This window comes from Pseudomonas sp. S30_BP2TU TE3576, from assembly GCF_050436025.1.
In the GTDB taxonomy this organism is placed as follows: Bacteria; Pseudomonadota; Gammaproteobacteria; order Pseudomonadales; family Pseudomonadaceae; genus Aquipseudomonas.
Window position 1 is genome coordinate 308476 of the sequence record NZ_JBNDLK010000001.1, and the last position, 25540, is coordinate 334015.

The 25540-nt window shown below is 58.8% G+C and carries 28 protein-coding genes; 19 read left to right on the forward strand and 9 right to left on the reverse strand.

The annotated features are described in order from the left end of the window. Positions 1 to 64 precede the first annotated feature (64 nt). From xylB to ABIA48_RS01250, 4 genes are all read left to right on the forward strand, one after another. A complete protein-coding gene (gene xylB / locus ABIA48_RS01235) occupies positions 65 to 1570 on the forward strand; it encodes a xylulokinase (RefSeq protein WP_429486643.1) in 1506 nt (501 codons plus the stop codon). 6 nt (positions 1571 to 1576) lie between these two features. Next, a complete protein-coding gene (locus ABIA48_RS01240) occupies positions 1577 to 2521 on the forward strand; it encodes a carbohydrate kinase family protein (protein WP_429486644.1) in 945 nt (314 codons plus the stop codon). 295 nt (positions 2522 to 2816) lie between these two features. Beyond that, complete coding sequence (locus ABIA48_RS01245) at positions 2817 to 3086, forward strand: DUF2790 domain-containing protein (RefSeq protein ID WP_429486646.1); 270 nt, start codon at positions 2817 to 2819, stop codon at positions 3084 to 3086. Positions 3087 to 3176: 90 nt separating this feature from the next. Further along, complete coding sequence (locus ABIA48_RS01250) at positions 3177 to 3572, forward strand: hypothetical protein (RefSeq protein WP_429486648.1); 396 nt, start codon at positions 3177 to 3179, stop codon at positions 3570 to 3572. Here the strand turns inward: ABIA48_RS01250 and ABIA48_RS01255 are convergent. Continuing rightward, a complete protein-coding gene (locus ABIA48_RS01255) occupies positions 3569 to 3835 on the reverse strand; it encodes a DUF1652 domain-containing protein (protein ID WP_429486650.1) in 267 nt (88 codons plus the stop codon). The genes ABIA48_RS01250 and ABIA48_RS01255 overlap by 4 nt on opposite strands. 284 nt (positions 3836 to 4119) lie before the next feature. On the opposite strand from ABIA48_RS01255, the gene eco reads away from it, so the two are divergent. Further along, positions 4120 to 4602 (forward strand): serine protease inhibitor ecotin, encoded by a 483-nt coding sequence (eco, locus tag ABIA48_RS01260; protein WP_429486652.1) that lies wholly within the window; start codon positions 4120 to 4122, stop codon positions 4600 to 4602. Positions 4603 to 4656: 54 nt separating this feature from the next. On the opposite strand, the gene ABIA48_RS01265 is transcribed toward eco, so the two are convergent. The 3 genes from ABIA48_RS01265 to lpxO form a co-directional block, all read right to left on the reverse strand. After that, entirely contained in the window at positions 4657 to 5808 is a 1152-nt protein-coding gene (locus ABIA48_RS01265; RefSeq protein WP_429486654.1) for a PQQ-dependent sugar dehydrogenase, read from the reverse strand. A gap of 65 nt (positions 5809 to 5873) precedes the next feature. Further along, positions 5874 to 6221 (reverse strand): hypothetical protein, encoded by a 348-nt coding sequence (locus tag ABIA48_RS01270; RefSeq protein ID WP_429486656.1) that lies wholly within the window; start codon positions 6219 to 6221, stop codon positions 5874 to 5876. Between the two features lie 147 nt (positions 6222 to 6368). Then, positions 6369 to 7268 (reverse strand): lipid A hydroxylase LpxO, encoded by a 900-nt coding sequence (lpxO, locus tag ABIA48_RS01275; RefSeq protein ID WP_429486658.1) that lies wholly within the window; start codon positions 7266 to 7268, stop codon positions 6369 to 6371. Positions 7269 to 7757: 489 nt separating this feature from the next. On the opposite strand from lpxO, the gene ABIA48_RS01280 reads away from it, so the two are divergent. Further along, positions 7758 to 9344, forward strand: a complete 1587-nt coding sequence (locus ABIA48_RS01280; protein ID WP_033052720.1) for an ABC-F family ATPase — start codon at positions 7758 to 7760, stop codon at positions 9342 to 9344. A gap of 270 nt (positions 9345 to 9614) precedes the next feature. Next, entirely contained in the window at positions 9615 to 10802 is a 1188-nt protein-coding gene (locus tag ABIA48_RS01285) for an MFS transporter (protein WP_429486660.1), read from the forward strand. Positions 10803 to 10907: 105 nt separating this feature from the next. Here ABIA48_RS01285 and ABIA48_RS01290 read toward each other — a convergent pair whose 3' ends face one another. Both ABIA48_RS01290 and ABIA48_RS01295 read right to left on the reverse strand, forming a co-directional pair. Beyond that, positions 10908 to 11945: an alpha/beta hydrolase family protein gene (locus tag ABIA48_RS01290; protein WP_429486662.1), complete on the reverse strand. Its 1038-nt coding sequence runs from the start codon at positions 11943 to 11945 to the stop codon at positions 10908 to 10910. Between the two features lie 168 nt (positions 11946 to 12113). Continuing rightward, entirely contained in the window at positions 12114 to 12725 is a 612-nt protein-coding gene (locus ABIA48_RS01295; protein WP_429486664.1) for an FMN-dependent NADH-azoreductase, read from the reverse strand. Between the two features lie 131 nt (positions 12726 to 12856). On the opposite strand from ABIA48_RS01295, the gene ABIA48_RS01300 reads away from it, so the two are divergent. After that, positions 12857 to 13765 (forward strand): LysR substrate-binding domain-containing protein, encoded by a 909-nt coding sequence (locus ABIA48_RS01300; RefSeq protein WP_204928733.1) that lies wholly within the window; start codon positions 12857 to 12859, stop codon positions 13763 to 13765. Continuing rightward, the gene (locus ABIA48_RS01305) at positions 13762 to 14121 is read left to right on the forward strand and encodes an MmcQ/YjbR family DNA-binding protein (protein WP_429486666.1); all 360 of its coding nucleotides are present in this window, start codon (positions 13762 to 13764) and stop codon (positions 14119 to 14121) included. The genes ABIA48_RS01300 and ABIA48_RS01305 overlap by 4 nt, the downstream gene beginning before the upstream one ends. 11 nt (positions 14122 to 14132) lie before the next feature. Here ABIA48_RS01305 and ABIA48_RS01310 read toward each other — a convergent pair whose 3' ends face one another. Then, positions 14133 to 14561 carry a DUF1294 domain-containing protein gene (locus ABIA48_RS01310; RefSeq protein ID WP_429486668.1) on the reverse strand — a complete coding sequence of 143 codons (429 nt, stop codon included), beginning with the start codon at positions 14559 to 14561 and terminating at the stop codon, positions 14133 to 14135. Continuing rightward, a complete protein-coding gene (locus tag ABIA48_RS01315; protein WP_277528805.1) occupies positions 14558 to 15388 on the reverse strand; it encodes an undecaprenyl-diphosphate phosphatase in 831 nt (276 codons plus the stop codon). Before ABIA48_RS01315 ends, ABIA48_RS01310 begins: the two co-directional genes overlap by 4 nt. Before the next feature lie 286 nt (positions 15389 to 15674). Here ABIA48_RS01315 and pnuC point away from each other — a divergent pair, with 286 nt between their 5' ends. The 8 genes from pnuC to ABIA48_RS01355 all read left to right on the forward strand — a co-directional run bounded on the left by pnuC (position 15675) and on the right by ABIA48_RS01355 (position 21918). After that, the gene (gene pnuC, locus ABIA48_RS01320; RefSeq protein ID WP_429486670.1) at positions 15675 to 16238 is read left to right on the forward strand and encodes a nicotinamide riboside transporter PnuC; all 564 of its coding nucleotides are present in this window, start codon (positions 15675 to 15677) and stop codon (positions 16236 to 16238) included. Next, a complete protein-coding gene (locus ABIA48_RS01325) occupies positions 16235 to 16759 on the forward strand; it encodes an AAA family ATPase (protein WP_429486672.1) in 525 nt (174 codons plus the stop codon). The genes pnuC and ABIA48_RS01325 overlap by 4 nt, the downstream gene beginning before the upstream one ends. A 350-nt stretch (positions 16760 to 17109) precedes the next feature. Then, complete coding sequence (locus ABIA48_RS01330; RefSeq protein WP_429486674.1) at positions 17110 to 17538, forward strand: hypothetical protein; 429 nt, start codon at positions 17110 to 17112, stop codon at positions 17536 to 17538. A gap of 1 nt (position 17539) precedes the next feature. Continuing rightward, positions 17540 to 18130, forward strand: coding sequence for an adhesin (locus ABIA48_RS01335; RefSeq protein ID WP_429486676.1), 591 nt, complete (start codon positions 17540 to 17542; stop codon positions 18128 to 18130). 65 nt (positions 18131 to 18195) lie between these two features. After that, entirely contained in the window at positions 18196 to 19035 is an 840-nt protein-coding gene (locus tag ABIA48_RS01340) for a heme utilization protein (protein ID WP_429486677.1), read from the forward strand. 61 nt (positions 19036 to 19096) lie between these two features. Continuing rightward, entirely contained in the window at positions 19097 to 19777 is a 681-nt protein-coding gene (locus ABIA48_RS01345) for a C39 family peptidase (RefSeq protein WP_429486679.1), read from the forward strand. 26 nt (positions 19778 to 19803) lie between these two features. After that, entirely contained in the window at positions 19804 to 20565 is a 762-nt protein-coding gene (locus tag ABIA48_RS01350; RefSeq protein WP_429486680.1) for a hypothetical protein, read from the forward strand. A gap of 45 nt (positions 20566 to 20610) precedes the next feature. After that, positions 20611 to 21918 carry a hypothetical protein gene (locus ABIA48_RS01355; RefSeq protein WP_429486682.1) on the forward strand — a complete coding sequence of 436 codons (1308 nt, stop codon included), beginning with the start codon at positions 20611 to 20613 and terminating at the stop codon, positions 21916 to 21918. A 59-nt stretch (positions 21919 to 21977) separates the two neighbouring features. Here the strand turns inward: ABIA48_RS01355 and ABIA48_RS01360 are convergent, their stop codons facing one another. Continuing rightward, positions 21978 to 23303 (reverse strand): sigma 54-interacting transcriptional regulator, encoded by a 1326-nt coding sequence (locus tag ABIA48_RS01360; protein ID WP_429486684.1) that lies wholly within the window; start codon positions 23301 to 23303, stop codon positions 21978 to 21980. Positions 23304 to 23644: 341 nt separating this feature from the next. On the opposite strand from ABIA48_RS01360, the gene ABIA48_RS01365 reads away from it, so the two are divergent. Then, positions 23645 to 23911, forward strand: a complete 267-nt coding sequence (locus tag ABIA48_RS01365; RefSeq protein ID WP_007983639.1) for a hypothetical protein — start codon at positions 23645 to 23647, stop codon at positions 23909 to 23911. A 285-nt stretch (positions 23912 to 24196) separates the two neighbouring features. Further along, entirely contained in the window at positions 24197 to 25486 is a 1290-nt protein-coding gene (locus ABIA48_RS01370) for a hypothetical protein (protein WP_429486686.1), read from the forward strand. The last annotated feature ends 54 nt before the right edge of the window (positions 25487 to 25540 follow it).

Here is a 25540-nt window from a genome sequence, read left to right on the forward strand (position 1 = left end):
GCGGGCTTGCTCGCGAAGGCGGCCTGACAGGCGACATTTATGTTGAATGATCCAAGGATCCACTATGCCAAACCAACAACTCTTCCTCGGCATCGACTGCGGCACCCAAGGCACCAAAGCCATCATCCTCGACACGGTCAATGGTGAAGTGCTTGGCCAGGGAGCCGCCAGCCACAGCCTGATCAGCGGCCCCAATGGCCGCCGCGAACAGGACACCCAGCAGTGGCTGGAAGCCTTCACCACCGCCACCCGCCGCGCTTTGCTCGCGGCCAAAGTCGATGGCCAGTCGATCCTCGGCATTGGCGTGTCCGGCCAACAACATGGCCTGGTGCTGCTCGACGATCACGGCCAGGTGCTGCGTCCGGCCAAACTCTGGTGCGACACCGAAACCACGCCGGAGAATGACCGACTGCTGGCCCATCTGGGTGGCGAAAAGGCTTCGCTGGAGCGCCTCGGCGTGGTCATCGCGCCGGGCTACACCGTGTCCAAATTGTTATGGACCAAAGAGCAGCATCCCGATGTGTTTTCCCGGATCGCCCACATTTTGCTGCCCCACGACTACCTCAACCATTGGCTCACTGGCCGCAGTTGCAGCGAATACGGTGATGCCTCGGGCACCGGGTATTTCAATGTGCGTACTCGTCAGTGGGATCTGCAACTGTTGCGCGACATCGACCCAAGCGGACGCCTGCAAGCCGCGCTGCCGGAGCTGATCGATGCCCGCCAGGCAGTCGGCACGATTCTGCCGGGCATTGCCGAACACCTGGGTATCAATCCGCGGGCACTGGTGTCCAGTGGCGGCGGCGACAACATGATGGGGGCTATCGGCACCGGCAACATCCAGCCCGGCGCAATCACCATGAGCCTCGGCTCCTCGGGCACGGTGTACGCCTATTCAGACAGGCCGAACGTCGCCCCGGATGCTGCGGTCGCCACCTTCTGTTCTTCCAGTGGCGGCTGGCTGCCATTGATCTGCACCATGAACCTGACCAATGCCACCGGCCTGATCCGCGACCTGCTGGACCTCGACATCGATCAGTTCAACGAACTCGTTGCCAAAGCGCCGATCGGTGCTGAAGGTGTGAGCATGCTGCCGTTCTTCAACGGCGAGCGGGTGCCCGCCCTGCCCCATGCCAGCGCCAGCCTGTCGGGCCTGACCATGAGCAACCTGACCCGGGCCAACCTGTGCCGCGCGGTGGTCGAAGGCACGACGTTCGGTCTGCGTTACGGACTGGACCTGCTGCGCCGCAATGGCTTACAAAGCCGCAACATTTGCCTGATCGGTGGCGGATCGAAAAGCCCGGTCTGGCGGCAGATTGTCGCCGACACCATGAACACACCCGTGATCTGCACCGAACAAAGTGAGGCTGCGGCTCTGGGTGCAGCGATTCAGGCAGCCTGGTGCGTATCCCGGGAAAACGGGCACGAACACAACCTGGCGGACTTGTGCGAGCGCTGTGTGAAACTCGACCCGGCCAGTGCAACCCTGCCGGTCGCCGACAATGTGCAAGCCTGTCAGCAGGCGTATGAACGCTATCAACAGCATGTCGCAACCCTATTTAAAGAGTGAACAACTATGTACCTGGTGTGTGGCGAAGCGCTGTTCGATTTTTTCAGTGAAAACGACGCCAGCGGTCTGGCGTCCAAAGTGAATTTCAAGGCCATCGCCGGTGGCTCGCCGTTCAACGTGGCGGTGGGATTGCGCCGGTTGGGCGTGGACGCGGCGCTGTTGGCCGGGTTGTCCACCGACTACCTGGGCCGGCGCCTGTTGCAGGTGCTGCAGGATGAAGGTGTGTGCCAGGATTACCTGCTGGATTTCGCCGCGCCAACCACCCTGGCGATGGTTGCCGTGGGGGCCAATGGATCGCCGCAGTACAGCTTCCGTGGCGAAGGCTGCGCGGATCGACAATTGCAACCGGAGCACCTGCCGGCACTCGGGCCTGAGGTACGCGGCCTGCATATCGGCTCGTTTTCCCTGGTGGTACAGCCGATTGCCGACACCCTATTGGCATTGGTGCGCCGGGAAAGCGGCAAACGCCTGATCAGCCTCGACCCGAACGTGCGCCTGAACCCGCAGCCGGACATTGAGCTGTGGCGTAAACGGATCGCGACGCTGGTTGAGCTGGTCGACCTGATCAAGGTCAGCGACGAGGATTTGCATCTGTTGTATCCCGGCCAGGACCCGGTGCGGGTGATCGAAGGCTGGTTGCAGCACCGCTGTCAGCTGGTGTTCCTGACCCGGGGTGGCGAAGGCGCGAGTGTGTTCAGCCGGGTTCACGGCTCGTGGTCGGCTCCCGCCCGTCCGGTGAAAATCGCCGACACCGTAGGCGCGGGCGATACCTTTCAGGCGGCGCTGATTGCCTGGCTGACCGAGCAGCAACTGGACTCGGTCGAAGGCGTGAAGCAACTTGGCCGCGAGCAGATCGACAGCATGCTGAAGTTCGCGGTGCAGGCGGCGGCGCTGACGTGCAGCAAGACCGGGCCGGACTTGCCTTATCGGCAGCAATTGGAGTTGTACTGAAACTGATGCCCTCATCGCGAGCAAGCTCGCTCCCACAGTAGATTGATGCCCGACAGTGATCCAATGTGGGAGCGAGCTTGCTCGCGATGACTGTCTATCAGGCGCCCGATGGTCTTAACTTATACCCAAGACCACGCAGTCGCGACAGGCGGCGCTCAGCCGGGTTAACCCTCGCTTAACTGTGCGGTCCAACACTTCACTGGACCGCACGCCCTCAGACAGTTCTGACGCCCAGTGCGGCAAGTTCGACAGGCAACACATCGAACTGACTTTCCGTCCGCACCGGAGATCGCTAATGAATACTCGCACCCTGCTGGTTACCGCCGCCCTCGCCTGCACCGCGTTTGCCGGTCTGGCTCAAGCCAGTGACAACACCACAACCTCTGAAGCCGTGCCGTATCACTACGGCATGCCATTGCATGTCAGCAAAGTGATCTCACTCACCGAGCCGAGCACCCTGGAGTGCAAAGTGGTGAGCGCCGACATGAAGTACATCGATGACACGGGAAAACCCGCCGAAATCACCTACCGTAAACTTTCCGACGCCTGCGAGAACCAAAGCTGACTGAAACGTCTGATTTGACACTTGGCGGTATTCCTTTGAGGGCTGCGGCGCTATGCTCTAGCGCCCCCTCACTGCCCGCAAGGATTGGCCATGCAGTTTTCGTTTCGCACGTTGTCGATGTTTACCGCCGTCTTGTGTCTTTTACTGAGCCTGCTCTGGGGCTTGACGCCTCAATGGCTACTGGCGTTCTGGGGTATTGAATTTTCGTTCGCGGCGGGATTGGTCGCACGCCGCACCGCCGTGCTGTTTACGGCGTTTAGCGTGATCTCTTTTCTGGTTCGCAACGCCCCCCCTTGTGCAACCCGCAATGCGCTGAGCCTCGGCTTCGTCGTCGGCTGTTGGGGATTGGCCGTGTTGGGTTTTGCCGAATGGCTCGCCGGCCATGTCGGGCCTGGCATGTTGCTGGCGGTCGGGGTTGAACTGGCGCTGGGCCTGGCGTTCTTCCAGACCCGGCGCGTGTCGGTGGAACTCGAAACCGCAGGCTAAAGCGCTTTACCCAGTATCGAGTGGGGCTCGACTTCTACGTGATGCTGTCTGGCGCGCAGTTGGCCAATCAAATCGTTTATTTCCCGACAACCATTGAGCCCGGAGGCATCGATGCCGGTGACCAATAGATCGAGGTGATCGGTTTGCCCGTCGGCATAGACCTTGACGGTCATCATCAGATCCGGTGACAACGTGCACTCGCAACGTTCGGGTAAAAAGCTGCTTTCGATGATTTTGCGAAGTTCCAAGGCAGAAAGAAACATGACGACCTTCTCCTTTGTGAGACTGCCAATCAACTATCAACGCTCACTCATATGAAATCCCGGCAAGCTTCTAGGGCACCTACAGCATAAAGCATGTCCCGGATTTCGCTGTGCAGCTCATCGGCAATTTAAGGGTTTCGGCAAGTCACCGGTAAAACCTGCCATGCGGTTTGCAATGAACGCCCCTGGGGCGACCCTGCCATTTGCATATTGGGCGGCGCAGGTTTGCATTCACTGCACACGACAGTGAAAATGCCGCCCTTCACTTCAAGCAAGGAGGCATCATGAGTTCTTTGACTGTTAACGCGAGCGCAGCGCTGTTTGCACTGGGGCTTGCCGGCGTGGCGCACGCCGCCAAACTTGAAGCAACCGCGCCCTATCCGAAGGCCGAAAGCGGATTTACCCGCCAGGTGATTCACCTCGCACCACAGACTCGGGAAGGCGACTTCCAGGTCGAGATCCTGGCCGGCAAGACGATGACTGTAGACTGCAACCACCCCCGCCTGGGTGGCATTCTCGAGGAGAAAAACCTCGAGGGTTGGGGCTACTCGTTCTATCGCCTGGAAAAAGTCATTGGCCCGATGAGCACACTGATGGCCTGCCCCGACGGCACAAGCAAACAGGATTTCGTACCGGTGGTCGGCGATGGCTTCCTGCTGCGTTACAACAGCAAACTCCCGCTCGTGCTGTACGTGCCCAAGGACATCGAAGTGCGCTACCGGATCTGGTCGGCATCGAACAAGGTTGAGAAAGCCATTCAGGAATAACCCGGCCATCCAGCGCGGCGCGCTCGGCCACATGCCCCAGGCTCTTGATTACTGCTATTTCAAGCCGACTTTATACAACCCGCCGTCTTCCTCATCGGTCAATACATACAAATAACCGTCCGGCCCCTGCCGCACATCGCGAATGCGCTTGCTCAGCTCCCCGAGCAAGCGCTCCTCGTGCACCACCTTGTCACCGTCGAACTCCAGGCGAATCAGCTCCTGGCTGACCAACGCGCCGATAAATACGTTGTGCTGCCAGGCCTTGAAACGGTCGGCATCGTAGAACGCCATGCCGCTCAGGCCCGGGGATTTTTCCCAGACATGGTTCGGGGCAACGGTGCCTTCAACGGTATTGCCCCTGGCTTCGGGAATCGGCAGACCGGAGTAGTTGATGCCATGGGTCGCCAGCGGCCAGCCGTAATTCTTGCCACGCTCGATGATGTTGATTTCGTCGCCGCCCCGTGGGCCGTGTTCGTTTTCCCACAGTGTGCCGTTCCACGGGTTGAGCGCCGCGCCTTGCGGGTTACGTTGCCCGTAGGACCAGATCTCCGGGCGCACGCTGGCCTGGCCGACAAAGGGGTTGTCCTTGGGCACCGTGCCGTCCGGGTAGATTCGCACCACTTTGCCTTGCAGCTTGTCGAGGTCCTGGGCGGTCGGACGGTCGTTGTTTTCCCCCAGCGTCACGAACAGATAGCCGTCGCGGTCGAACACCAGCCGCGAACCAAAATGGTTGCCGACCGAGAGCTTTGGCTCCTGGCGCAGGATCACCTGAAAATCCTTGATCGCCGTCCTGTCTTCGGAGAGCCGGCCGCGCCCCACCGCTGTACCGGCCTTGTCGCCCTGAGCGTCACCCTCGGCATAGGACAGATAGACCATGTGGTCCTGCTTGAAATCCGGCGACAGCGCCACATCCAGCAAACCGCCCTGCCCCTTGGCCCAGACCTTGGGCACGCCACTGAGCGGTGCCGACAGCTTGCCGTCGGCGGTCACCAACCGCAGGTTGCCGGGTCGCTCCGTCACCAGCATGTCTTTACTATCCGGCAAGAATGCCAGGGCCCAAGGGTGCTCCAGTCCCGTCACGACGGGGGTGACCTCCAGGGTGCCTTCCTCACTCTTCATCGCCTGAGCCGGCGCTGCAAGCACGGGGGCCGTAGTGGCGATCAATACGCTGGCACAGAAGGTGGCCAGTAAAGTTTTTCGCAACATGCAGGATCCCTTTTCTGGTGAACATAGGTCTGTTGAAAGTGCCAGGCAAAACGACATGCCGGCCCTCAACGGTTGCTGGTGTCGGCGTCTCGCTGGGGAGGATTGGGAACGAATTTCGGTGGGCTGGCGGGAGCAGTCCGGTCGGGATAGCGATTACCGATGCCACCGTTGTCCAGCGTTGGCGAGCGTGTCACCGGCACGGTATTCGGCCCGCGTATTACCGGGGCACTGGGTTGCGTGCCTTGCATGCTGTTGGGATTGGCCCGGCGAATCGGACTGTTGTATGGGTTGTTGTTGGTGCTGCCCGGCAGGTTCTGGGCCAATTGCAACGAAGCACAGGCATCGGCCCGGGCCAGTGGGCCCAGTACGCCACTCAAGGCCAGCGCAATGGCGCCAATAACGTATCGGTTCATGGGGTGCCTCTCAACGTCGCGTGGATAAGGACTTCGATACCACGCTACGCCCGGGGTTCGGATTTGTTAACCAAAACCTCCCCGGCAAGATGTAACACGACGTTGATCCGGCCTGTTCGCGAAGGCACGGTACGCCACACCGAAAAATCAGAGCAAAATGAAGACCAGCAGCAACCCGGCAAAGACCGACCACTTTTCAAGGTAGTAAAGCTTGCGGTTGCGTTTTTTCAGTTTTTTGCCGTGCAGGCGGATCTTGTAGATCTTGCCGAACAGTCGGTTGAGTCCGCCCGTCCGGTCCCCAACCTCGTTCGGCGCACCTGCCGCCGACATGACATTGCGGCTGAACCAGCGATTGAATGCCGCCGCCCAGCGATACTTCATCGGCCGTTCGACGTCGCAAAACAGGATGATGCGATTCTGCTGCGTGGTGTTTTCTGCGTAATGAATGTAGGTCTCATCGAACATCACCGCTTCGCCATCGCGCCAATGGTAGTCCTGGCCATCGACATTGATGTAGCAACCGGCAGCGTTGGGAGTTTCGAGCCCGAGGTGATAACGGTACGAACCGGCGTACGGGTCGCGATGGCGCACCAGTCTGGAGCCCGGTGGCAACTCGGCGAACATCGCCGCCTTGATCGAGCCAATGCCTTGCACCAGTTCGGTGGTCCGTGGGCAAAGTTTCATGGCCGACGGATGGCTATCGCCGTACCACTTGAGGTAGAAGCGCTTCCAGCCGCTCTTGAAAAACGAGTTGAAACCCAGGTCATCGTATTGGTTCGAACGCTTGATCGCCCCGGAGTGGAGCAGGCTCTGGCCTTCAGCGCGGATTTCCTCCCAATGCGCCTGCAACGGACTCAGGTCGGGGAAGTCGGCCGGGTCGAGAAACGGCTTGTTCGGGACTTTCGAAAACAGATAAAGAAAACAATTGATTGGCGCCAGAAACGTCGAGTGATCACTCAACTGGCGACCCAGCTTATGGCGCACTTGACCACGCAGATGGACATACGCAATAGAGACAACGTAGACAACGGCAATGATGAGTTTCACGGAAATCGTCACAGATCGGAAGTAAACAAACTGCGCCCTTTACCGGCATACCGGTCCCTGGGTCTTGTGCAGCGACTGAATACGAAACAGCGGCCCCGTAGTGCCTTCAGGCCATGCCGATGGTTGGCAGACAATTGATGGATGGCATTTTAGCCACAGTTTGTAACCAATAGTTAACCTGCAACGGTGAAAATGTGTCCGTAAAAACGCCCAAAGCGTTGCAGTAGCCTCAACGCCCTATCGTTTAAAGAGCCAGACCAGTACAATCGCCGCCAAACTTTACGCGCCCCCCAGGTTGAAAGCGGGAACCATCCCCTTTCAGCGCACGTTGACTCGGGCCAAGCGCTCCACATGCTGCTGTCCACTTAATGCCAGATGGATCTTCCACTGCTGATCGGGATGAATGTCCCGGGGTCCGAACAGTGGAACGGGTACTGAACCGGTACTGCCGCAACCCTAGCTACTCTGAATGCTTCGCAGGAAAAACCTTTGATTTCTACAGCTAACATCACGATGCAGTTCGGCGCCAAGCCGCTCTTCGAAAACGTTTCGGTCAAATTCAACGGTGGCAACCGTTACGGTCTGATCGGCGCCAACGGTTGCGGCAAGTCGACCTTCATGAAGATCCTCGGCGGCGACCTCGAGCCGTCCGGCGGCCAGGTCATGCTGGAGCCGAACGTGCGTCTGGGTAAATTGCGCCAGGACCAGTTCGCCTACGAAGAATTCACCGTGATCGACACCGTGATCATGGGGCACGAAGAGCTGTGGAAGGTCAAGGCCGAACGCGACCGCATCTATTCGCTGCCGGAAATGAGCGAAGCAGACGGCATGGCCGTGGCCGAGCTGGAAACCGAATTCGCCGAAATGGACGGCTACACCGCCGAATCCCGCGCCGGTGAGCTGCTGCTGGGCCTGGGTATTCCACTGGAACAGCATTTCGGCCCGATGTCCGAAGTCGCTCCTGGCTGGAAACTGCGCGTATTGCTGGCTCAGGCGCTGTTTTCCGATCCGGAAGTGCTGTTGCTCGACGAACCGACCAACCACCTGGACATCAACACCATTCGCTGGCTGGAATCCATTCTCACGGTGCGCAACAGCACCATGATTATCATTTCCCACGACCGTCACTTCCTCAACAGCGTCTGCACCCACATGGCCGACCTGGACTACGGTGAGCTGCGTCTGTTCCCGGGCAACTACGACGAATACATGACCGCGGCGACCCAGTCCCGCGAGCAACTGCTGTCGGACAACGCCAAGAAGAAAGCCCAGATTGCCGAACTGCAAACGTTCGTCAGCCGCTTCTCGGCCAACGCCTCGAAAGCCAAGCAGGCCACTTCCCGCGCCAAGCAGATCGACAAGATCCAGCTGGCCGAAGTCAAGCCATCGAGCCGCGTGAGCCCGTTCATCCGCTTCGAACAGACCAAGAAGCTGCACCGCCAGGCCGTGACCATCGAACAGATGTCCAAGGGCTTCGACGGCAAGACCCTGTTCAAGAACTTCAGCTTCACCGTCGAAGCCGGCGAGCGCGTGGCGATCATCGGCCCGAACGGTATCGGCAAGACCACCCTGCTGCGCACCTTGATGGGTGAGCTGACCCCGGACGCCGGTTCCGTGAAGTGGACCGAAAGCGCTGAGCTGGGCTACTACGCCCAGGACCACGCCCATGACTTCGAAGACGACGTCAGTCTGTTCGACTGGATGGGCCAGTGGACTCAGGGCGAGCAGATCATTCGCGGCACGCTGGGTCGCATGCTGTTCTCCAACGACGAGATCCTCAAGTCGGTCAAGGTCATCTCCGGTGGTGAGCAAGGCCGCATGCTGTTCGGCAAGCTGATCCTGCAAAAGCCGAACGTACTGGTGATGGACGAACCGACCAACCACCTGGACATGGAATCCATCGAGGCGCTTAACCTGGCGCTGGAAAACTACCCGGGCACGCTGATCTTCGTCAGCCACGACCGTGAGTTCGTTTCGTCCCTGGCCACCCGCATCATCGAGTTGAGCCCTAACGGCGTGACCGACTTCAGCGGCACCTACGACGACTACCTGCGTAGCCAGGGTGTGGTGTTCTAAGGGCAGCTATTGGTTTCAAGCTGCAAGCTGCAAGTTAAAAGCCCTGTCCATGTGACGGGGCTTTTTGCATTTCATTGTCCAGGATTTTGTTGGGTGCCGAATCCTTCGCGAGCAAGCCCGCTCCCACATTTGGAGTGCATTCCCCCTGTGGGAGCGGGCTTGCTCGCGAAGAGGCCCTCAAGACCAGCAATAATTAGTTAGCCTGCTTCCTTTTATCACTGTCCCGCGCCATGATGCAGTTCTCCCACCGCCGCCCGCGAACGAGCCCTCATGTCTGTGCAGCAAGTCGCTCCGCAAAGCTCCATGGCGATCACCCTGCAGATCGTCTCCATCGTTTTTTATACCTTCATTGCCTTCCTCTGCATTGGTTTGCCGATTGCGGTATTGCCGGGTTATGTCCACGAGCAACTCGGGTTCAGCGCCATCGTGGCCGGGCTGACCATCGGCTCGCAATACCTCGCCACCCTGCTCAGCCGGCCCATGGCCGGGCGAATGTCGGACAGCGTTGGCACCAAACGCGCAATCATTTATGGCTTGTCCGGGATTGTGCTCAGTGGCCTGCTGACCTTGCTGTCGACCCTGTTGCAAGACTTTCCCTTGCTCAGCCTGCTGATTTTGATCGCCGGCCGCCTGTTGCTGGGTATCGCCCAAGGGTTGATCGGCGTCGGCACTATCAGTTGGTGCATGGGCCAGGTCGGCGCCGAACACACTGCGCGGTCGATCTCCTGGAACGGCATTGCGTCCTATGGTGCGATTGCCATTGGTGCACCGCTGGGCGTGGTGATGGTCCAACAACTCGGTTTCACCAGTCTGGGCATCGCCCTGTCGCTGCTGGCCCTGGCCGCACTGTTGCTGATTCGCAACAAGCCCTCGGTACCCGTGGTGCGCGGTGAGCGATTGCCGTTCTGGGCGGTATTTGGACGCATTGCGCCGTTTGGCGCGAGCCTGAGCCTGGCGTCCATTGGCTACGGCACCCTGACCACCTTTATCACCTTGTATTACGTCAATCGCGGCTGGACCGGCGCGGCCTACTGCCTGACCGTATTTGGTGTGTGTTTCATCCTGTCGCGACTGCTGTTCATTTCCGCCATCAGTCGTTTCGGCGGGTTCATGTCGGCCATTGCCTGCATGTGCATCGAGACGGTTGGCCTGGTGCTGCTGTGGCTGGCACCGTCGACCGGGTACGCGCTGATTGGCGCCGGGCTGACCGGATTCGGTCTGTCCCTAGTGTACCCGGCACTGGGTGTCGAGGCCATCAAACAGGTGCCTGACTCCAGCCGGGGCGCGGGCTTGAGTGCTTATGCGGTGTTTTTCGACCTGGCGCTGGCAATCGCCGGCCCGTTGATGGGCGCCGTGGCGTTGAACCTGGGTTATGCGTGGATTTTCTTCAGTGCGGCGTTGTTGTCGGTGACGGGCCTGGGGCTGACCCTGCTGCTCAAGCGCCGGGCGATGGCTTAATGTGGGAGCGGGCTTGCTCGCGAACGCGGTGTGACAGTAGGCATATGTATTGCCTGACACACCGCCTTCGCGAGCAAGCCCGCTCCCACAGAGGGTCGAGGAAACTTACTGATCGGCGGTCTGCATCCCGGCCCGGGTCGCTCTGCCCAGGGTGCGCGAGAAAAAACTTCCAGCCTCGGAAATCAGGTTGCGGTGAATATCTTGCCGGTCGACGCCATCGGCATCGGTGCACAGCGCGGGCATGATCACGATCTGTTCGTCATTGCACGGCGCCATGAACACGAAGTGCCCTGCCCCGGCCAGTAACCTGAAGTCAGGCGCCGTCGGCAGTTTGCGTGCCAGGGCTGCGGCGTTCTTGTCGACAGCCACCAGTTTGTCGCCATCACCGCTGTACAGCAGCACCGGCACATGCACATCGGCCAGGGTGTGGCGGCCGAACTTCAGGCTCAGCGGCGCCATCAGCATCAAGGCGTGGACGCGAGGATCAGCGACCGGTTGCAGGTCATCGCGGTCAACAATCAATTCGCCCTGGGTGTTGCAGGCATCGCGGTCATCCGGACGCTCCTGGCAGTAACGGCGCAGGCGATCCAGATCCGGGGTCGCGCCGGACAGAATCAATGCGGTCTCGCCACCGGCCGAATAGCCGATGACCCCCACCTGGTCGGCATTGACGAACGGCGACAGCATACGGTCGCCCAAGGTGGCGGTGATGGCTTCGGAAATCTGGATCGGCCGGCCGTACAGGTTACTCAAAGTACCGAGACGGCTGTGATCTTTGGAGTTGTCACCGGGGTGAATCACCGCCACCACGACAAAACCTTTACGCGCCAGCGACGTGGCAAGGTCGTGCAGGGCCAGCGGGGTGCCGGTGTTACCGTGGGATAGCATCAGCATCGGGAACCGGCCAATGGCGACTTTGGTATCTTCCCCGGCTTCGACGGTGTAACCCTCAAGTTTGCTGGTGTGCTCCCAGTCACTGGAAGGATAGAAGGCGATGGCGCGCATCGGCTGCAGGTCCAGTGGATCGAGAAAAGTCATCTCATGGAAGCCGACGCTCCAGTGAGGATGCGGTGCAGGCGCGGCGTGCACTGTATTCAGGCTGCTGAGCAGACAAATCAGTAAAGTTGCACAAAGACGCATCATGGGATGCCCCACCTTGTTACCGGACTTGAGACGTGAACCCTTGACTGCATAAGTCAGGCCACAAACTGCAATGACCAGAAACAAAAAACTCCGTATCTGGTACTTGCGTAACCAGAATACAGAGTTTTTTTTGCTTTACCTGAACGCTTGCCTACTTTTACGCAAGCCTTACGCGGCGGCGAACAACTGCTCGCTGATTTGCGCGTGAGCAGCGCTCATGGCTTTGTTGCGAACATCGTCACCGTAGGCCAAGCCTTCGGCGCGGACGATTTCGATGTCGGTGATGCCGATGAAACCGAACAGCAGCTTCAAATATTCTTCGTGGGCAACACCGGTGGCCTGACCGGCGTGAATGCCGCCGGAAGTCGAGACGATCACGACTTTCTTGCCACCGCACAGGCCTTCAGGGCCGGCTTCGGTGTAACGGAAGGTCTGACCGGCAACGGCGATGCGGTCAATCCACGCCTTCAGTTGAGTCGGGATGGTGAAGTTGTACATCGGTGCGGCAATCACCACGGCATCGGCGGCAAGGAATTCGGCCAGGGTCGAGGCGCTCAGTTCGGCTTCGTGCTGTTGTGCGGCGTTGCGCAGTTCAGCGGTGGTGCCGGCAGCAACCAGGGTGGTGGCAGAGAAGTGGCTGATCGCGTCGGCGGCCAGGTCGCGGTAGGTCACCACGGCGGTTGGCTCGGCGGCTTGCCAGGCTTTGACGACTTCGCCGCTCAGCTGACGGGAGGCCGAGTTGTCGCCCAGAATGCTCGAATCGATATGCAGCAGTTTCATGTGGGATCTCCAAGTGAGGATCGCCCACAAGGGCGATCTGATGGGACTAATCCTACAGACGAAACCAATAGCTGATTAGTCGGCAACAATGCGATAGTTCGTCTCACAGATAGAACAATCAGGCTCACATCATGCAAGACCTCAACGACCTGTATTACTTCGCCAAAGTCGTGGAAGCCGATGGTTTCGCGGCGGCCGGGCGTTTGCTGGGCATCCCCAAGTCACGACTGTCCCGCCGCATTGCCGAACTGGAAGAACGCCTGGGCGCACGATTGCTGCAACGCACGACCCGACAGCTGAAGCTGACCGCCGTGGGTGAGCGTTACCTCAGGCACTGCCAGGCGATGCTGTTGGAGGCGGAAATGGCCGACGAGGCCGTGGCCAGCATGTCCAGCGAACCCCGTGGGCGATTACGGGTGTCCTGCCCGGTTGGGCTGGCCCACGAAATATTGCCGGGAGTAATCAGCGACTTTCTCGAACGGTTTCCGCAAGTCCAGTTGGAGGTCATGTTGCTCAACCGGCGGGTCGACCTGGTAAACGAAGGCATTGACGTAGCCCTGCGTGTGCGGGAACTGGGCGACGAAGACCCGCTGCTGGTCACCCGCCGCCTGCGTCAGGCGCAGATGCTGATGGTCGCCAGCCCCGGTTTCCTCGTTGGCCGTGAGATCAACCATCCCGAGGATCTGAAAAGCCTGCCGGTACTCGGTGCCCTGGAAGCCGACCGCATGGTGCACATCCGCATGCTGGATCAAAAAGGCAAAAGTTGTGAACTCGCGCTTGAGGCCCGGCTGGGCATCGATGACTTTATCGTGCGCAAGGCCAGTACCCTCTCCGGTCTGGGCTTCACGATGCTGCCCATGATGTATTGCGAGCAGGAACTGGAAAACGGCTCACTGGTGCAGTTGTTGCCCGAGTGGTCGCTGCCCGGTGGCTGGTTGCAAGCGGTCTATCCTCATCGACGAGGGGTGATGCCGGCGGTGCGCGCCTGGATTGACCATTTGGTCGAATCCTTCAATGCCTGTGGGGAACGATTGTTATGAAAGCTGGACGGATGAGCGAAGAGGATGTCGCGAAATTTTGCCTCGCCCTGCCCGGAGCGCGGGAAGACTATAAATGGGGAGGCGTACGGGTGTTTTCGATTGCCGGGAACAAGATGTTCGCCTTACAGGGCCTGCGGGGTGACTCCCTGGCCCTCAAGGTCGACAAGGATTTGTTTCTCGGTCACTGCGACCGCCCGGGGATTCATCCGGCGCCTTATCTGGCGCGCGCCCAGTGGATCATCATGGAAACGCCCTACCCGCTCGGAGGCGAAGAACTACAGGGATTACTGCGGCGCTCCCACCAATTGGTGGTGAGCAAACTGCCCAAGCGCACTCAAGTCGGCCTGTTGCTTTAGGGCGTTCTTTATTAGAACAAGGCGAACAGGTGTGCACCGAGAAACAGGTGATCGATCCAGAACACCTGGTGCAACAGCACGATGATCCAGAACACCAACTGGAACGAGACTTTGCGGGTTTTGTGCCGAAACGCTTGCTGGGCCAACAAGGCGCCGGGCCAGCCTCCGGCGAACTCCAGCGCATGCAAGACGTTTTCCGGCGTCCGCCATTGATCGGCGCGCGCCTTGCGCTTGTCGTTCCAGTACAGGAAAAACGTCACGACGCTGACGGTGCCATAGGCCGCGAGGGGAATCAACGACTCCCCGTGCAGCCATGTCGACACCGAACCCGACAGCGGCAACGCGCACAGGATGGCAAACACCAGCCACTTCAGCCGCGAATGGCGGATCTGTCCCCCGGACTGGCGCCCGGGGTTGTTGCGCGAGCGCGAATCACTCACGGCTTGGCCGCGCTCCAGTCGACCCAGCCAAATTGCCAGGTCGCCAGGATGATCAGGCCGAACACAATGCGGTACCAGGCAAACGCCGCATAGCTGTGGTTGGCGATGAACTTGAGCAGCCCACGGACCGCAATCATCGCGAAGACGAATGCCGTGACGAAGCCGATTGCGAACACCGGGAAATCCGCCGGGACAAACAGGTGACGGTATTTATAGCCCGAGTACACTGCCGCGCCGACCATGGTGGGCATTGCCAGGAAGAACGAGAACTCGGTAGCCGTCTTGCGCGACAGGCCGAACAGTAACCCGCCGATGATCGTCGAGCCCGAACGCGACGTGCCCGGAATCATGGCCAGGCATTGGGCGAAGCCAACTTTCAGGGCATCTTTCCAGGTGATGTCATCCACCGTTTCGGCGTGTACTTCATGCTGACGGCGCTCGGCCCACAACATGATGAACCCGCCCACTACCAGCGCCGTTGCCACGGTGATCGGATTGAACAGGTACTGGTGGATCAGGTCGGCGAAGATGACGCCCAACACCACGGCCGGCAAGAACGCGATCAACAGGTTCGCGGTAAACCGTCGAGCGCCCGGCTGGGTCGGCAGACCGATGACCACGTCGAAGATCTTGCGTCGAAACTCCCACACCACTGCCAGGATTGCACCCAACTGAATAATGATGTTGAACGCCATCGCCCGCTCGCCCCCGAAGCCGAGCAAGTCGGCCACGATGATCTGGTGGCCGGTACTGGAAATGGGCAGGAACTCGGTCAGCCCTTCTACAACCCCAAGAATCAATGCCTGAAAGGCGGTCCAAAAATCCATCAATCCCCCAAAAGGCTATGCGCACCGGCATGCCCCGTTAGTATTTTTCAAAAGCTTTCATCGCGATCAGCGTAACTGAAGCCCCGCGCATCAAGGATTACCACAGAACCGTAAAAATCCTGTGAAAAAACAACCCTGATTCGGGTTTATCCGTACGGGGCCGAAATCCTATCAGACAAGTCCGATTGGCGCTGCCGCGTTATCGGAGCACGGCCCTTCGCCACAGGATTCCTGATGCCAATCCGGGTACAATCCGCCCCCTCTTCGATTTCTCCAAGGAACCTCCATGTCCGGGCTTGAACTGTTTGCCGCCGCCCTCGGTGTCATTGCCGTCTGGCTGACGGTCAAACAGAATGCCTGGTGCTGGCCCATCGGCCTGGTCATGGTGCTGCTTTATAGCTGGATCTTTTTTGAGGTGAAGCTGTATTCGGACATGCTGCTGCAAGTCGTCTATGCCGCTTTGCAGCTTTACGGCTGGTGGCAGTGGACGCAGGTTGGCGAAACCACCCATGGCCGCGAAGTCAGTCGGCTCGATACCCGGTCTGTGGCGTTGAGCCTTGCTATTGGCGCACTCGGCAGTCTGTTGCTGGGGGCGGCCATGGCCCACTGGACCGACGCTGCGCAACCCTGGCTCGATGCAGCGCTGACCGGGTTCAGCCTGGTGGCGCAGGTCTGGATGGCGCAAAAACGTGTCCAGTGCTGGCCGTTGTGGATCGCCCTGGATGTGATTTTCGTCGGGTTGTTCATCTATAAGGGCCTGTACCTGACCGCCACCCTGTACGGGTTATTCACCGTTATCGCCGTGCAGGGCTGGCGCGAATGGCGCGCCGATCCGGCATTGCGCGCATGAAAGTTCTGGTACTCACCGGCCCCGAATCCAGCGGTAAAAGCTGGCTGGCGGCCGAGTTGCAACAGCGTTTCGGCGGGATTCTGGTCGACGAGTATGTGCGCCGATTCATTGAGCAGAATCCTCGGGACACCACATTGGCCGACATTCCGGAGATTGCCCGCGGTCAATTGGCATGGGAAGACGCAGCGCGGGCGCAACAACCGTCTTTGCTCATCCTCGACACGCACCTGCTGAGCAACATCCTCTGGAGCCAGACCCTGTTTGGCGATTGTTCTGCCTGGATTGAACAAGCACTACTGGCCCGGCATTACGACTTGCACCTGCTGTTGTCGCCGGAACACGTCGAATGGACAGACGACGGCCAGCGTTGCCAACCCCGATTGAGTGAGCGCCAGGCATTTTTCGATCAGACGCTCGACTGGCTTGAACATCACGCACAGCCCGTTGAAGTATTGCACGGAGATTGGGCAGAACGCCGATCCCAGGCACTCAACGCCGTAACCCGTTTGCTCGACGCCTGAACGGCGTTTGGGGCAATTCCCCCTCCCTTTAGGGAAAAATGTCCGACTCTGAAACACCCTCCCTGTCTCAAACGGCCCGTTTCAGCGCCCTTCATCGTTTGCTCACCGGACTTGTAAAGGCATTGATACAACATCAATGAAACCCTTGTTCCAGAGCGGTTTACCCACATTTCCGGGCTGCCAGCGAATGGTTTTGTCTCACCGTTGAAACATCCTCGGCAAAGGGTTCCCGTGCAACATCCGTAAGCTATTGAATTAACAAGATATTCAAAAGCCGGCACAGCTTTCGCTCGCTCCTTTATACAGCTGACCAGGGCCAGCCCAAAAATGAAGGAATGACCGTCGTGAGGATGTTCAATAAAAAAGGCCTGACGTGCCTCCTGCTTATTGCGGGCGCGGGCAGCATTTTGCTCAGTTTCAACGTACAAGCCGAAGGCAACGGTGTCATTGTGCTTGATCGTACCCTCCACTCAACTTCCATCGGTCGCAGCGGCGGCAGAGATCCGAACCCGGCCACCATCAATGCCAACCCGTCGGCCCGCGTCATCGGCGAACTCAGCGACGCCGATATTGCCGGGGTAACCACCGGAACGACCCTTCGCAACAATGGGCAAAACCTGGGTGGCATGCAGGGTTTCAATGTCGTCACCAACCCCAACGGTTTGCCCGGCATGTCCGTTGGCCACGGTGGTGGCAGTGGCAGCGCAATCTCCGGAACCATCAATCGCGCCATGAACAGCGGCCTCGGCTCACTGGGCAAAATGGCGGGAGGCCAATGAGATGGATCGTTCCCTTCTTTTACCTGCCCTGTTACTTGCCCTGTTCGGCTGCACCGGCGTGATGGCCGATTCGGGCGTCAGCTCGGTGAATACCGCCACCATCCACGATTCCGGTACTCAATACCGGGGCAACTTCAATGTCAACCAGGCAGCCGGTGATCAACAGCAGCAGGTCAACGTCCGCGCGCTCGCCATTGGTACCGAAGCCGACGCGACCACCAGCGTCAAGCAGACAATCACTACGCCCGCCAATCCGTCGATGGACTCGACGGCCAATATCGGCGGAACGTCCTTCAGCAATGGCATTGGCGTACTGGGCGTCAACCAGGGCGCCGGGACCAACAACCAGATGACCAATGCGATGCGCATCAGCATCGGTGCGGCACCGCAAGCCGTTGACGATAGTGCCCTTTCTCAACAGAACGTGGCGTTGTTACCGAACTCCGGAGCAACTGGCACCCCAACCGGCAGTCGCCAGGTCGTGACAAGCGACCAGGCCTTCACCGGCAGCCGGGGAGTGATCCAGGTGAACCAGAGTGCCGGGGTGGGGAACCGAATGGCTAACACCCTGAGCATCCGGGTCACTGACTGACCCCCGATACAGTGCGATCAGGGAAGCACCAAGACTTGACTGACTAATGAGTACGGAGAAACACCATGAACCCGACAACGGCTCTCAAACCACTGGCTTTCGCTCTGGCAGCTGTGATGGCATTCGCAGCACAAGCAGGTGGTCTTGATGATCACGCGCAGGGCAATGGACAAGGCAACAACGATCAGCCCAAAGGCCCGACGCTGGAACAAATCATGCAGATAACAGCAGGCGCCGGGGCCGCCGTGCTGGACTCGCAGGAAAGCAGTGACAGCGGGGTAGTGAACCGGGGCACCAAAAACGACGCCAAAATCGATAACTCCCTGAACAACTCCAACGGCAACATAGGCGCCAACGTTGCAGCCGGTAACGGCAACCAGCAAGACAACGCCGCCGCCCTTGCCACGGCGGACGAAGCCTTTATCTTCGGCTCCGCCGTCACCGTCTCCAGCGCGACTCAGAAGAGCAACGGCAACACCGCCAGGAACCACTCCAACACCAACAACACAACGCTCAATAACGCTGGCAACAGCGGTTCCGGCAACATCGGCATCAATGTGACCACCGGCGACTTCAACCAACAGAAAAACAACCTGGCGATTGCCGTTTCGGGCGGCCGTGTAGCAGTAGCCGCGGCGGCGGCTAACCAAAGCACGTCCGGGCTGAACGTCACCAACAACGCCAGGACTGATTTCGTACCCGTGGGTGTACTCGGTCTGTCCGGCATATCCACTCAACAAGTGATGACGCCAGAAGGCTGGAGACCTCCCGTAACCAACAATGCTTCGATCACGGGCTCGATGAACAACTTCTCCGGCAACGGCGGAGCCAACGTATCGTCCGGCGTCGGCAACCAGCAAAGCAACTCGCTGTCGATCGCCGCAGGCTGCAAATCATGCCCATAATCGCGGCCGCCATGAAAGCCTCGGCAACGGCACTTTTCCTCGGTCTGAAGGCGTATCGTCCATGTGCAAGACGGCCCTTTTCGCTCTGCTCTGCCTGTCTGGCCTGACCCAGGCTGCACAGATGCCGGTTGCCGCCCTGCCGGGCGGCGTGCTGGTGTACAAGCACGTACAGAGTTTGCGTGAGCGCAAGTTCAGCGACATCGTCGAACAGAAAACCGATTTCAGCTGCGGCGCCGCCGCGCTTGCAACGATACTCCGCCAGGCCTATTGGCTCGACGTCGATGAGGAGCACATCATCAAAGGCATGCTGGTCTACGCCGACCAGGACCTTGTACGTACCCAGGGTTTTTCCATGCTGGACATGAAGCGCTACATAGAAAGCATCGGCATGCGCGCCCGGGGCTACAAGATCCCGCCTGAAAGACTCGATGCCGTAACGATTCCGGTGGTAGTACTGATGGAAATTCGCGGCTACAAGCACTTCGTGGTGTTGCAGCGGGCGGACAAGAACTGGGTCTACATCGGCGACCCGGTGCTCGGTCACAAACGCTACTCCCATGATGACTTTGTCAAAGGCTGGAATGGCATTGTCTTCGCTATCATCGGTCCCGGTTACGACAAAACCAATGCGTTACGCAGTCCACCGGAACCGTTGACTGCCAAAAACAAGATGGATAATTTCCACCCGGTCAAAGATGCTGAATTGATGGAATTTGGTTTCATACAGAGCGACTTCTTTTAATCGCCAATAAGATGACAGGGGGCAGGATGCTCCGGGAGCAGCAAATGAAAACCTCGTATTGGGTGGTCACTGCCTGTCTGGCAGCGACCACTTCAGGTTTTGCTGATGAGTTCAGACCCATCGAAATCAAGGACCAGGAGCTGGCCGAGTTGCGTGGCCGGTATGTGATGCCGGGGCGGATCATCAGCTTCGGCGTTGTCATGAGCAGTACCTGGCGCAACGCCAGTGGTGATCTGATCGGGGCAACCACCTCGATGCGTCTTCAAGCCGAAACGGTCAAGCCCGAGTTCTACGTTTCAACCATCAAACACAACGGTAAAGGCGGTTCGCCCAACTCGGGTACCGGTCATGTAACGGGTGGCGCCGGGCTGAGCACCTCTCAAGGCATCACCCAGGTCACACGGGCTGCAGGCGATGGCAACAGTTCAAACAACAAGATCGCCATCAACGTCAAAGAGGCCAGCACGGCCCCTGCGCCGGTGCCGAGCCGGGGCCAGGCGCTGATAGCCGGTCAAACCATCACCGGCAGCAATGCTGCAGGCAGTGTCGCTGTGTCCGCGACCGGCGGCGGTGTTCAGGTGGCCATTACCGCCAACAACAACCAGGGCTCAAGCCTGCAACAAATCGCCCAAGGCGGGTTACTGCAAGACACCCGGTTGCTGGGCAACAGCAATGTGGTCAACAACATGACTCGACTCAATGTAGTGCTCGACAATAAAGGCCCGAGAGCTGGTGGATTGGGCTACAACCTGAACCAACTCGCTGCATTACGGACCTTGGGGTATTGAGCTACGCTAAATCACGACCATTGGGCACAAATGGACGGCTTTTTCATGTACCGATCGGTATCACTGCATGCAGTTTTATGTTTGAGCACTCTACTTCCGGCGGCGATGTTACAGGCAGCACCAGACGCGGAACTGCAGGCTCTCAAACAAGAACTGCTGGAGTTGAAACAACGATACGAAGTCCAGCAAAAAGCCCTGGCGGTTCTCGAACAACGGGTCCGCCAGGTCGAAGACCAGCCCGCTTCGCCCCCTCCCAAACGCCTGGCCAAGTCGCCAGCGGATCTCAAGGGCAATCAAAATGTCGCCACTGGCACCGGTGCCGCAGCGGCTTCAGGGGGCGCCGCCGGGGGCAGCGGCAGCTCCTATGGACAATCGCTGGCCGATGACTCACAACCGGCGCAAAGCGTTTCAAACCTGTATGACGAGGCCAGCGGGTTCTTCGGCGGTGGCAAGTTCAGCGTCGAAACCGGGATAACCTACTCCCGATACGATACCCGCCAACTGGTCCTCAACGGTTTTCTCGCCCTGGACTCGATCTTTCTCGGTGCCATCAACCTGGACCGGATCAAGGCCGACACCTGGACGCTGGACCTCACCGGCCGCTACAACTTCAACAATCGCTGGCAGTTCGACCTGAACGTGCCGGTGGTCTACCGTCAGTCCACCTATCAGTCCGGTGGTGGCAATAACGGCACGGCAAACGTCACCAGCGAAGATACCGTCAAAGAAGACCCGACCATTGGTGACGTCAACTTTGGTATCGCCTACAAATTCCTCGACGAATCGGCCAACACCCCGGATGCCGTGGTGACCTTGCGCGTCAAGGCGCCGACCGGCAAAGACCCGTTCGGCATCAAACTGGTTCGGGTGGACGACAACTCCAACCTGGCCGTGCCTGAGTCCTTGCCTACCGGTAATGGCGTCTGGTCGATTACACCGGGGATCTCGCTGGTCAAGACGTTCGATCCGGCCGTGCTGTTCGGCAGCCTGTCCTACACGCACAACCTGGAAGACTCTTTCGACGACATCAGCTCCAACCCGGCGGTCAAGACACCTGGCAAAGTACGCATTGGCGACAGCTTCCAGATTGGCGCCGGTATTGCGTTCGCCTTGAACGAAAAGATGAGTATGTCGTTCTCGGTCTCTGACCTGGTGCAACGCAAAAGCCAGCTCAAGGAAGATGGCGGGGATTGGCAATCGGTGGTATCCAGCGATGCCAACGCCGGTTACTTCAATATCGGCATGACCATCGCGGCCACCGACAACCTGACCATCGTACCGAACCTGTCCATCGGCATGACGGACGATGCCCCGGACTTCCAGTTCAGCCTGAAATTCCCTTACTACTTCTGACCCGAACAAAAAAACGCTGCGATTTCAATCGCAGTGTTTTTTTTGTTTCAGGCTGGGGTTTAGCGAATCTGGTGCTTGTGCAACAACCGGTAGAAGGTCGGTCGCGACACACCCAATACTTTGGCGGCGACACTCAGGTTGTCGCTGTGGCGGTTCAATACATCGCACAACGCCTGGCGTTCAGCCCGGGCCTTGTATTCTTCGAGGGTGCCCATCGGCGCGGCGATTGCCTGCTGGCTGATCAATCCCAGATCACGGGCCTCGATCTGCCTGCCTTCGGCCAACACCAGCCCGCGACGAACACGATTCGCCAATTCGCGAACATTGCCTGGCCAGTCGTGTTTGCCCATGGCAATCAACGCGTCTTCGCTGAAACTGCGTGGGCGACGCCCGGTTTCATGGCTATAGAAATGGGAGAAGTGGTTGGCCAGCGTCGCCAGGTCGCCATAGCGCTCGCGCAGCGGAACGGTCACCACTTGCAATACGTTCAAGCGGTAATACAAGTCTTCGCGAAAGCGTCTCTTCTCGATGGCGGCCTCAAGGTCGACGTGCGTCGCCGCCAAAACCCGCACGTCCACCGGAATCGGCTGACTGCCGCCCACCCGCTCTATGTGCTTTTCCTGGAGGAACCGCAACAGGTTGGACTGCAACTCCAGTGGCAGGTCACCGATCTCGTCGAGAAACAGGGTGCCACCGTTGGCGGCTTCTATCCGTCCGACCTTGCGCTGGTGCGCACCGGTAAATGCCCCTTTCTCATGGCCAAACAACTCGGACTGGATCAAATGCTCGGGAATTGCACAACAATTGATCGCAATAAAGGGTTTGCTGTGACGCTGGGACTGACGATGCAGGGTTCGTGCGACCAGTTCTTTGCCAGTACCGCTCTCCCCCCGAATCAACACCGGAGATTCGGTCGGAGCCAGTTTGCTCAACAATTTTCGCAGTTCACGGATAGGTTTGCTGTCGCCCAGCAACTCGTGCTCGGGCTGGTCAATATGGACCGTGCCCTGCCCGCGCAACCGCGCCATTCCAAACGCCCGGCCCAGCGTTACCTGAACCCGGGACACATCGAATGGCAAGGTATGAAAGTCAAAAAACCACTCACAGACGAAGTCACCGACATTTTGCAGTCGCAGCACTTCCTGATTGAGTACGGCTATCCACTCGGTGCCACTGCGGCTGATCAACTCCTTGACGGCGTCAGGGTGCTCAAGGTGAAAGGGCTGCAAGCGTAACAAGCCCACGTCACAGGTTCGGTCAGCGGCGTTCTCCAGCGTGCAGCTGTCAACGTCCCAACCTGCAGAGCGCAATCCTGGGATCAGACGATAGCAATCGTCGCAAGGGTCCACCACTAATAGACGTCGTAAAGCAGGCGCATTACTCATGACTGTTCCTTGGCGCCAAATTTAAGAAATTTTATTAAAAACAGTCGTTTGGCAGACCTGACTGTAACATTAGCAAGAATTTGACAGGCTCTTGTACCGTTTAACTATAGAGGGGCTATACAAGCAGTTATAAGATGCGACTTTGTTAGTTACCTAACGACTCTTTCCTTTCATTCAGCTTTCAATGCCAGGCTCATTCTTGAGCATTTGAAATAAAGTGGAAATTTTTTTTGATTGTGTGTGACCCACACCCCGGTTGCGGGCATCAGTACAAGTAACCAGCCGAACGGTAAGCCCAACCGTCGGCACATCACTTGATTGGGCATGCAGAGGAAGACCCCATGAACGCCCCGCTCCGTATCAACGAAGCACTTCTGATTGCCGACCGCGCATTTAAACCATTCAAATGCGTGGCCTGGGCTCCACAGGACGGTAATGGCGAACTCAGCCTGACCGTTATCGACCGCACCAGCACCAGCATTGGCCGCAAGCAGATCCCAAGCAGCGCTTACTCCGATCCCGCACAACTCGAACTGCTGCTGGAACAGGCCCGCGCCGAATTGAGCCAGGAAGGCTACACGCTGCAGTCGTGGTCGATGCCGCACTAATTGTTATGCGGATTGCTCCGGGGTAATCCGCACCCTCCTCCAGTCATTAGTTCGCTGGTTTTTCTGGCCATGCGCACTTCTTGACGCCGTTTATTTCGAACTTTGCATACGCCTGATACTTTGCAGGCTTGCCAATGGTTCGAAAAGACACTGTTGTGGCACACAACGACCCTCCGTCTGTTAGTTCTTGCCGTTGTGCATCCCTTGATTCAGGGATTGAATATTTTCCTTATAAGTCGCCACCCAAACTTCTGGACCGTGACGACGCGCAAGGAGATGCGGTGCATGTCAATCCAGCCGGCCTTTGCCTACCCCGCCACCCGGAACAACGCCGGGACCCTCGATACGACGTTTGCCGCCAACGGCAAGACCCAAGTGTATTTCGCCGACAGCCTTTCCAGCCAGGCCAATGGCATTGCGATCGATGCGCAGGGTCGCTTGCTGGTAGCCGCAAAAGTCGTCATGGCCGATGGCAGTCGCTTTGGCCTGGCCCGCCTGCTGAAGGATGGTTCCGCAGACCTCGCATTCGGCCAACAAGGCAGTGTCATCGGGCAATTCGAGCCTGGGTTCGAAGCCATGGGCACAAAGGTCCTGGTCATGCCCGACGGCACTATCCTGTTGGCCGGCCTGCAATACGAAAACGCACGCCGCACGCTCCCGGCCCTGGCGTTGCTGGATCAAGAGGGTCGCCTGATTCGCCGCTTTGGTGATAATGGCTGCCGTGTCGTGCGATTGCCGGGTGGTCTGTCCCTGGGCATGCGCAATGCCTGTCTCCCGCCCGGTGTGCCGGGCGCCGAAGCCTGCGATGTCGGCGTGCAACAAGACGGTCGAATCCTGATTCTGGCCAACCATCACTACGAACCGGCTGATCACGCCGGTATGTTGATACGGCTGGATGTCGAAGGCTCGCTGGACTACTCGTTCAACGACCGCGGCTTTGTCGTGGTCAGGCACCTGCTGATGAACACCTGGCTCAGCAGCCTGACGCTACAACGTGATGGCCGGATTCTGGTCGGTGGATCGATCAACTTCCCTGAAGAAGGCTTGCTGGCACGCTATCACCCTGACGGGCGCCTCGACGACAAGTTTGCCGTGGATGGATTCATGGCCTTCAAGGCGCAAGGGCATGGTGCCCGGGTCAGTCAGGTGGTCCAGCAAAACGAAGGTGACATCCTGTGTTTTGGCAGCAGTCGCGAGCCGATGCACTGCCTGACCTTTAAAATGCACAGCAACGGCCGCCCCGACACTCATTGCAACGGCGGAAAACCGCAGCGGCTGGTAATCGGTCACAGCGGATGCCAGTGGAACGCCGCGCAGTTACAGCCCGATGGCGGTGTGCTGACGGCGGGCGCCACCATCGGCGGCGTTGAAGCAGACTTCATTCTGGGGCGATACCTGCCCAACGGCCGTCCCGATCGCCACTTTGGCAAAGGCTGCGGCTGTACGCGTACCCGCCTCGGCCCCCACCGGGATACCGCCACGTGTGTCGCCGTGCAGGCCGATGGAAACATCGTTGCGGGAGGCTATTCACTGCACGGCAATTACAAGGCGGTCATCGCACGCTATTTGGGATAAACACCTGCGTTTTTCCCGTGCTTGATCTTCTCGCCCGCTTGCGGCAAGTTGCGC

Coding starts and splice junctions, on each gene's coding strand:
- xylB (WP_429486643.1), top strand. CDS start 65: ATGCCAAACCAACAACTCTTCCTCGGCATCGACTGCGGCACCCAAGGC.
- ABIA48_RS01240 (WP_429486644.1), top strand. CDS start 1,577: ATGTACCTGGTGTGTGGCGAAGCGCTGTTCGATTTTTTCAGTGAAAAC.
- ABIA48_RS01245 (WP_429486646.1), top strand. CDS start 2,817: ATGAATACTCGCACCCTGCTGGTTACCGCCGCCCTCGCCTGCACCGCG.
- ABIA48_RS01250 (WP_429486648.1), top strand. CDS start 3,177: ATGCAGTTTTCGTTTCGCACGTTGTCGATGTTTACCGCCGTCTTGTGT.
- ABIA48_RS01255 (WP_429486650.1), bottom strand. CDS start 3,835: ATGTTTCTTTCTGCCTTGGAACTTCGCAAAATCATCGAAAGCAGCTTT.
- eco (WP_429486652.1), top strand. CDS start 4,120: ATGAGTTCTTTGACTGTTAACGCGAGCGCAGCGCTGTTTGCACTGGGG.
- ABIA48_RS01265 (WP_429486654.1), bottom strand. CDS start 5,808: ATGTTGCGAAAAACTTTACTGGCCACCTTCTGTGCCAGCGTATTGATC.
- ABIA48_RS01270 (WP_429486656.1), bottom strand. CDS start 6,221: ATGAACCGATACGTTATTGGCGCCATTGCGCTGGCCTTGAGTGGCGTA.
- ABIA48_RS01285 (WP_429486660.1), top strand. CDS start 9,615: ATGTCTGTGCAGCAAGTCGCTCCGCAAAGCTCCATGGCGATCACCCTG.
- ABIA48_RS01290 (WP_429486662.1), bottom strand. CDS start 11,945: ATGATGCGTCTTTGTGCAACTTTACTGATTTGTCTGCTCAGCAGCCTG.
- ABIA48_RS01295 (WP_429486664.1), bottom strand. CDS start 12,725: ATGAAACTGCTGCATATCGATTCGAGCATTCTGGGCGACAACTCGGCC.
- ABIA48_RS01300 (WP_204928733.1), top strand. CDS start 12,857: ATGCAAGACCTCAACGACCTGTATTACTTCGCCAAAGTCGTGGAAGCC.
- ABIA48_RS01305 (WP_429486666.1), top strand. CDS start 13,762: ATGAAAGCTGGACGGATGAGCGAAGAGGATGTCGCGAAATTTTGCCTC.
- ABIA48_RS01315 (WP_277528805.1), bottom strand. CDS start 15,388: ATGGATTTTTGGACCGCCTTTCAGGCATTGATTCTTGGGGTTGTAGAA.
- pnuC (WP_429486670.1), top strand. CDS start 15,675: ATGTCCGGGCTTGAACTGTTTGCCGCCGCCCTCGGTGTCATTGCCGTC.
- ABIA48_RS01325 (WP_429486672.1), top strand. CDS start 16,235: ATGAAAGTTCTGGTACTCACCGGCCCCGAATCCAGCGGTAAAAGCTGG.
- ABIA48_RS01330 (WP_429486674.1), top strand. CDS start 17,110: ATGTTCAATAAAAAAGGCCTGACGTGCCTCCTGCTTATTGCGGGCGCG.
- ABIA48_RS01335 (WP_429486676.1), top strand. CDS start 17,540: ATGGATCGTTCCCTTCTTTTACCTGCCCTGTTACTTGCCCTGTTCGGC.
- ABIA48_RS01340 (WP_429486677.1), top strand. CDS start 18,196: ATGAACCCGACAACGGCTCTCAAACCACTGGCTTTCGCTCTGGCAGCT.
- ABIA48_RS01345 (WP_429486679.1), top strand. CDS start 19,097: ATGTGCAAGACGGCCCTTTTCGCTCTGCTCTGCCTGTCTGGCCTGACC.
- ABIA48_RS01350 (WP_429486680.1), top strand. CDS start 19,804: ATGCTCCGGGAGCAGCAAATGAAAACCTCGTATTGGGTGGTCACTGCC.
- ABIA48_RS01355 (WP_429486682.1), top strand. CDS start 20,611: ATGTACCGATCGGTATCACTGCATGCAGTTTTATGTTTGAGCACTCTA.
- ABIA48_RS01360 (WP_429486684.1), bottom strand. CDS start 23,303: ATGAGTAATGCGCCTGCTTTACGACGTCTATTAGTGGTGGACCCTTGC.
- ABIA48_RS01365 (WP_007983639.1), top strand. CDS start 23,645: ATGAACGCCCCGCTCCGTATCAACGAAGCACTTCTGATTGCCGACCGC.
- ABIA48_RS01370 (WP_429486686.1), top strand. CDS start 24,197: ATGTCAATCCAGCCGGCCTTTGCCTACCCCGCCACCCGGAACAACGCC.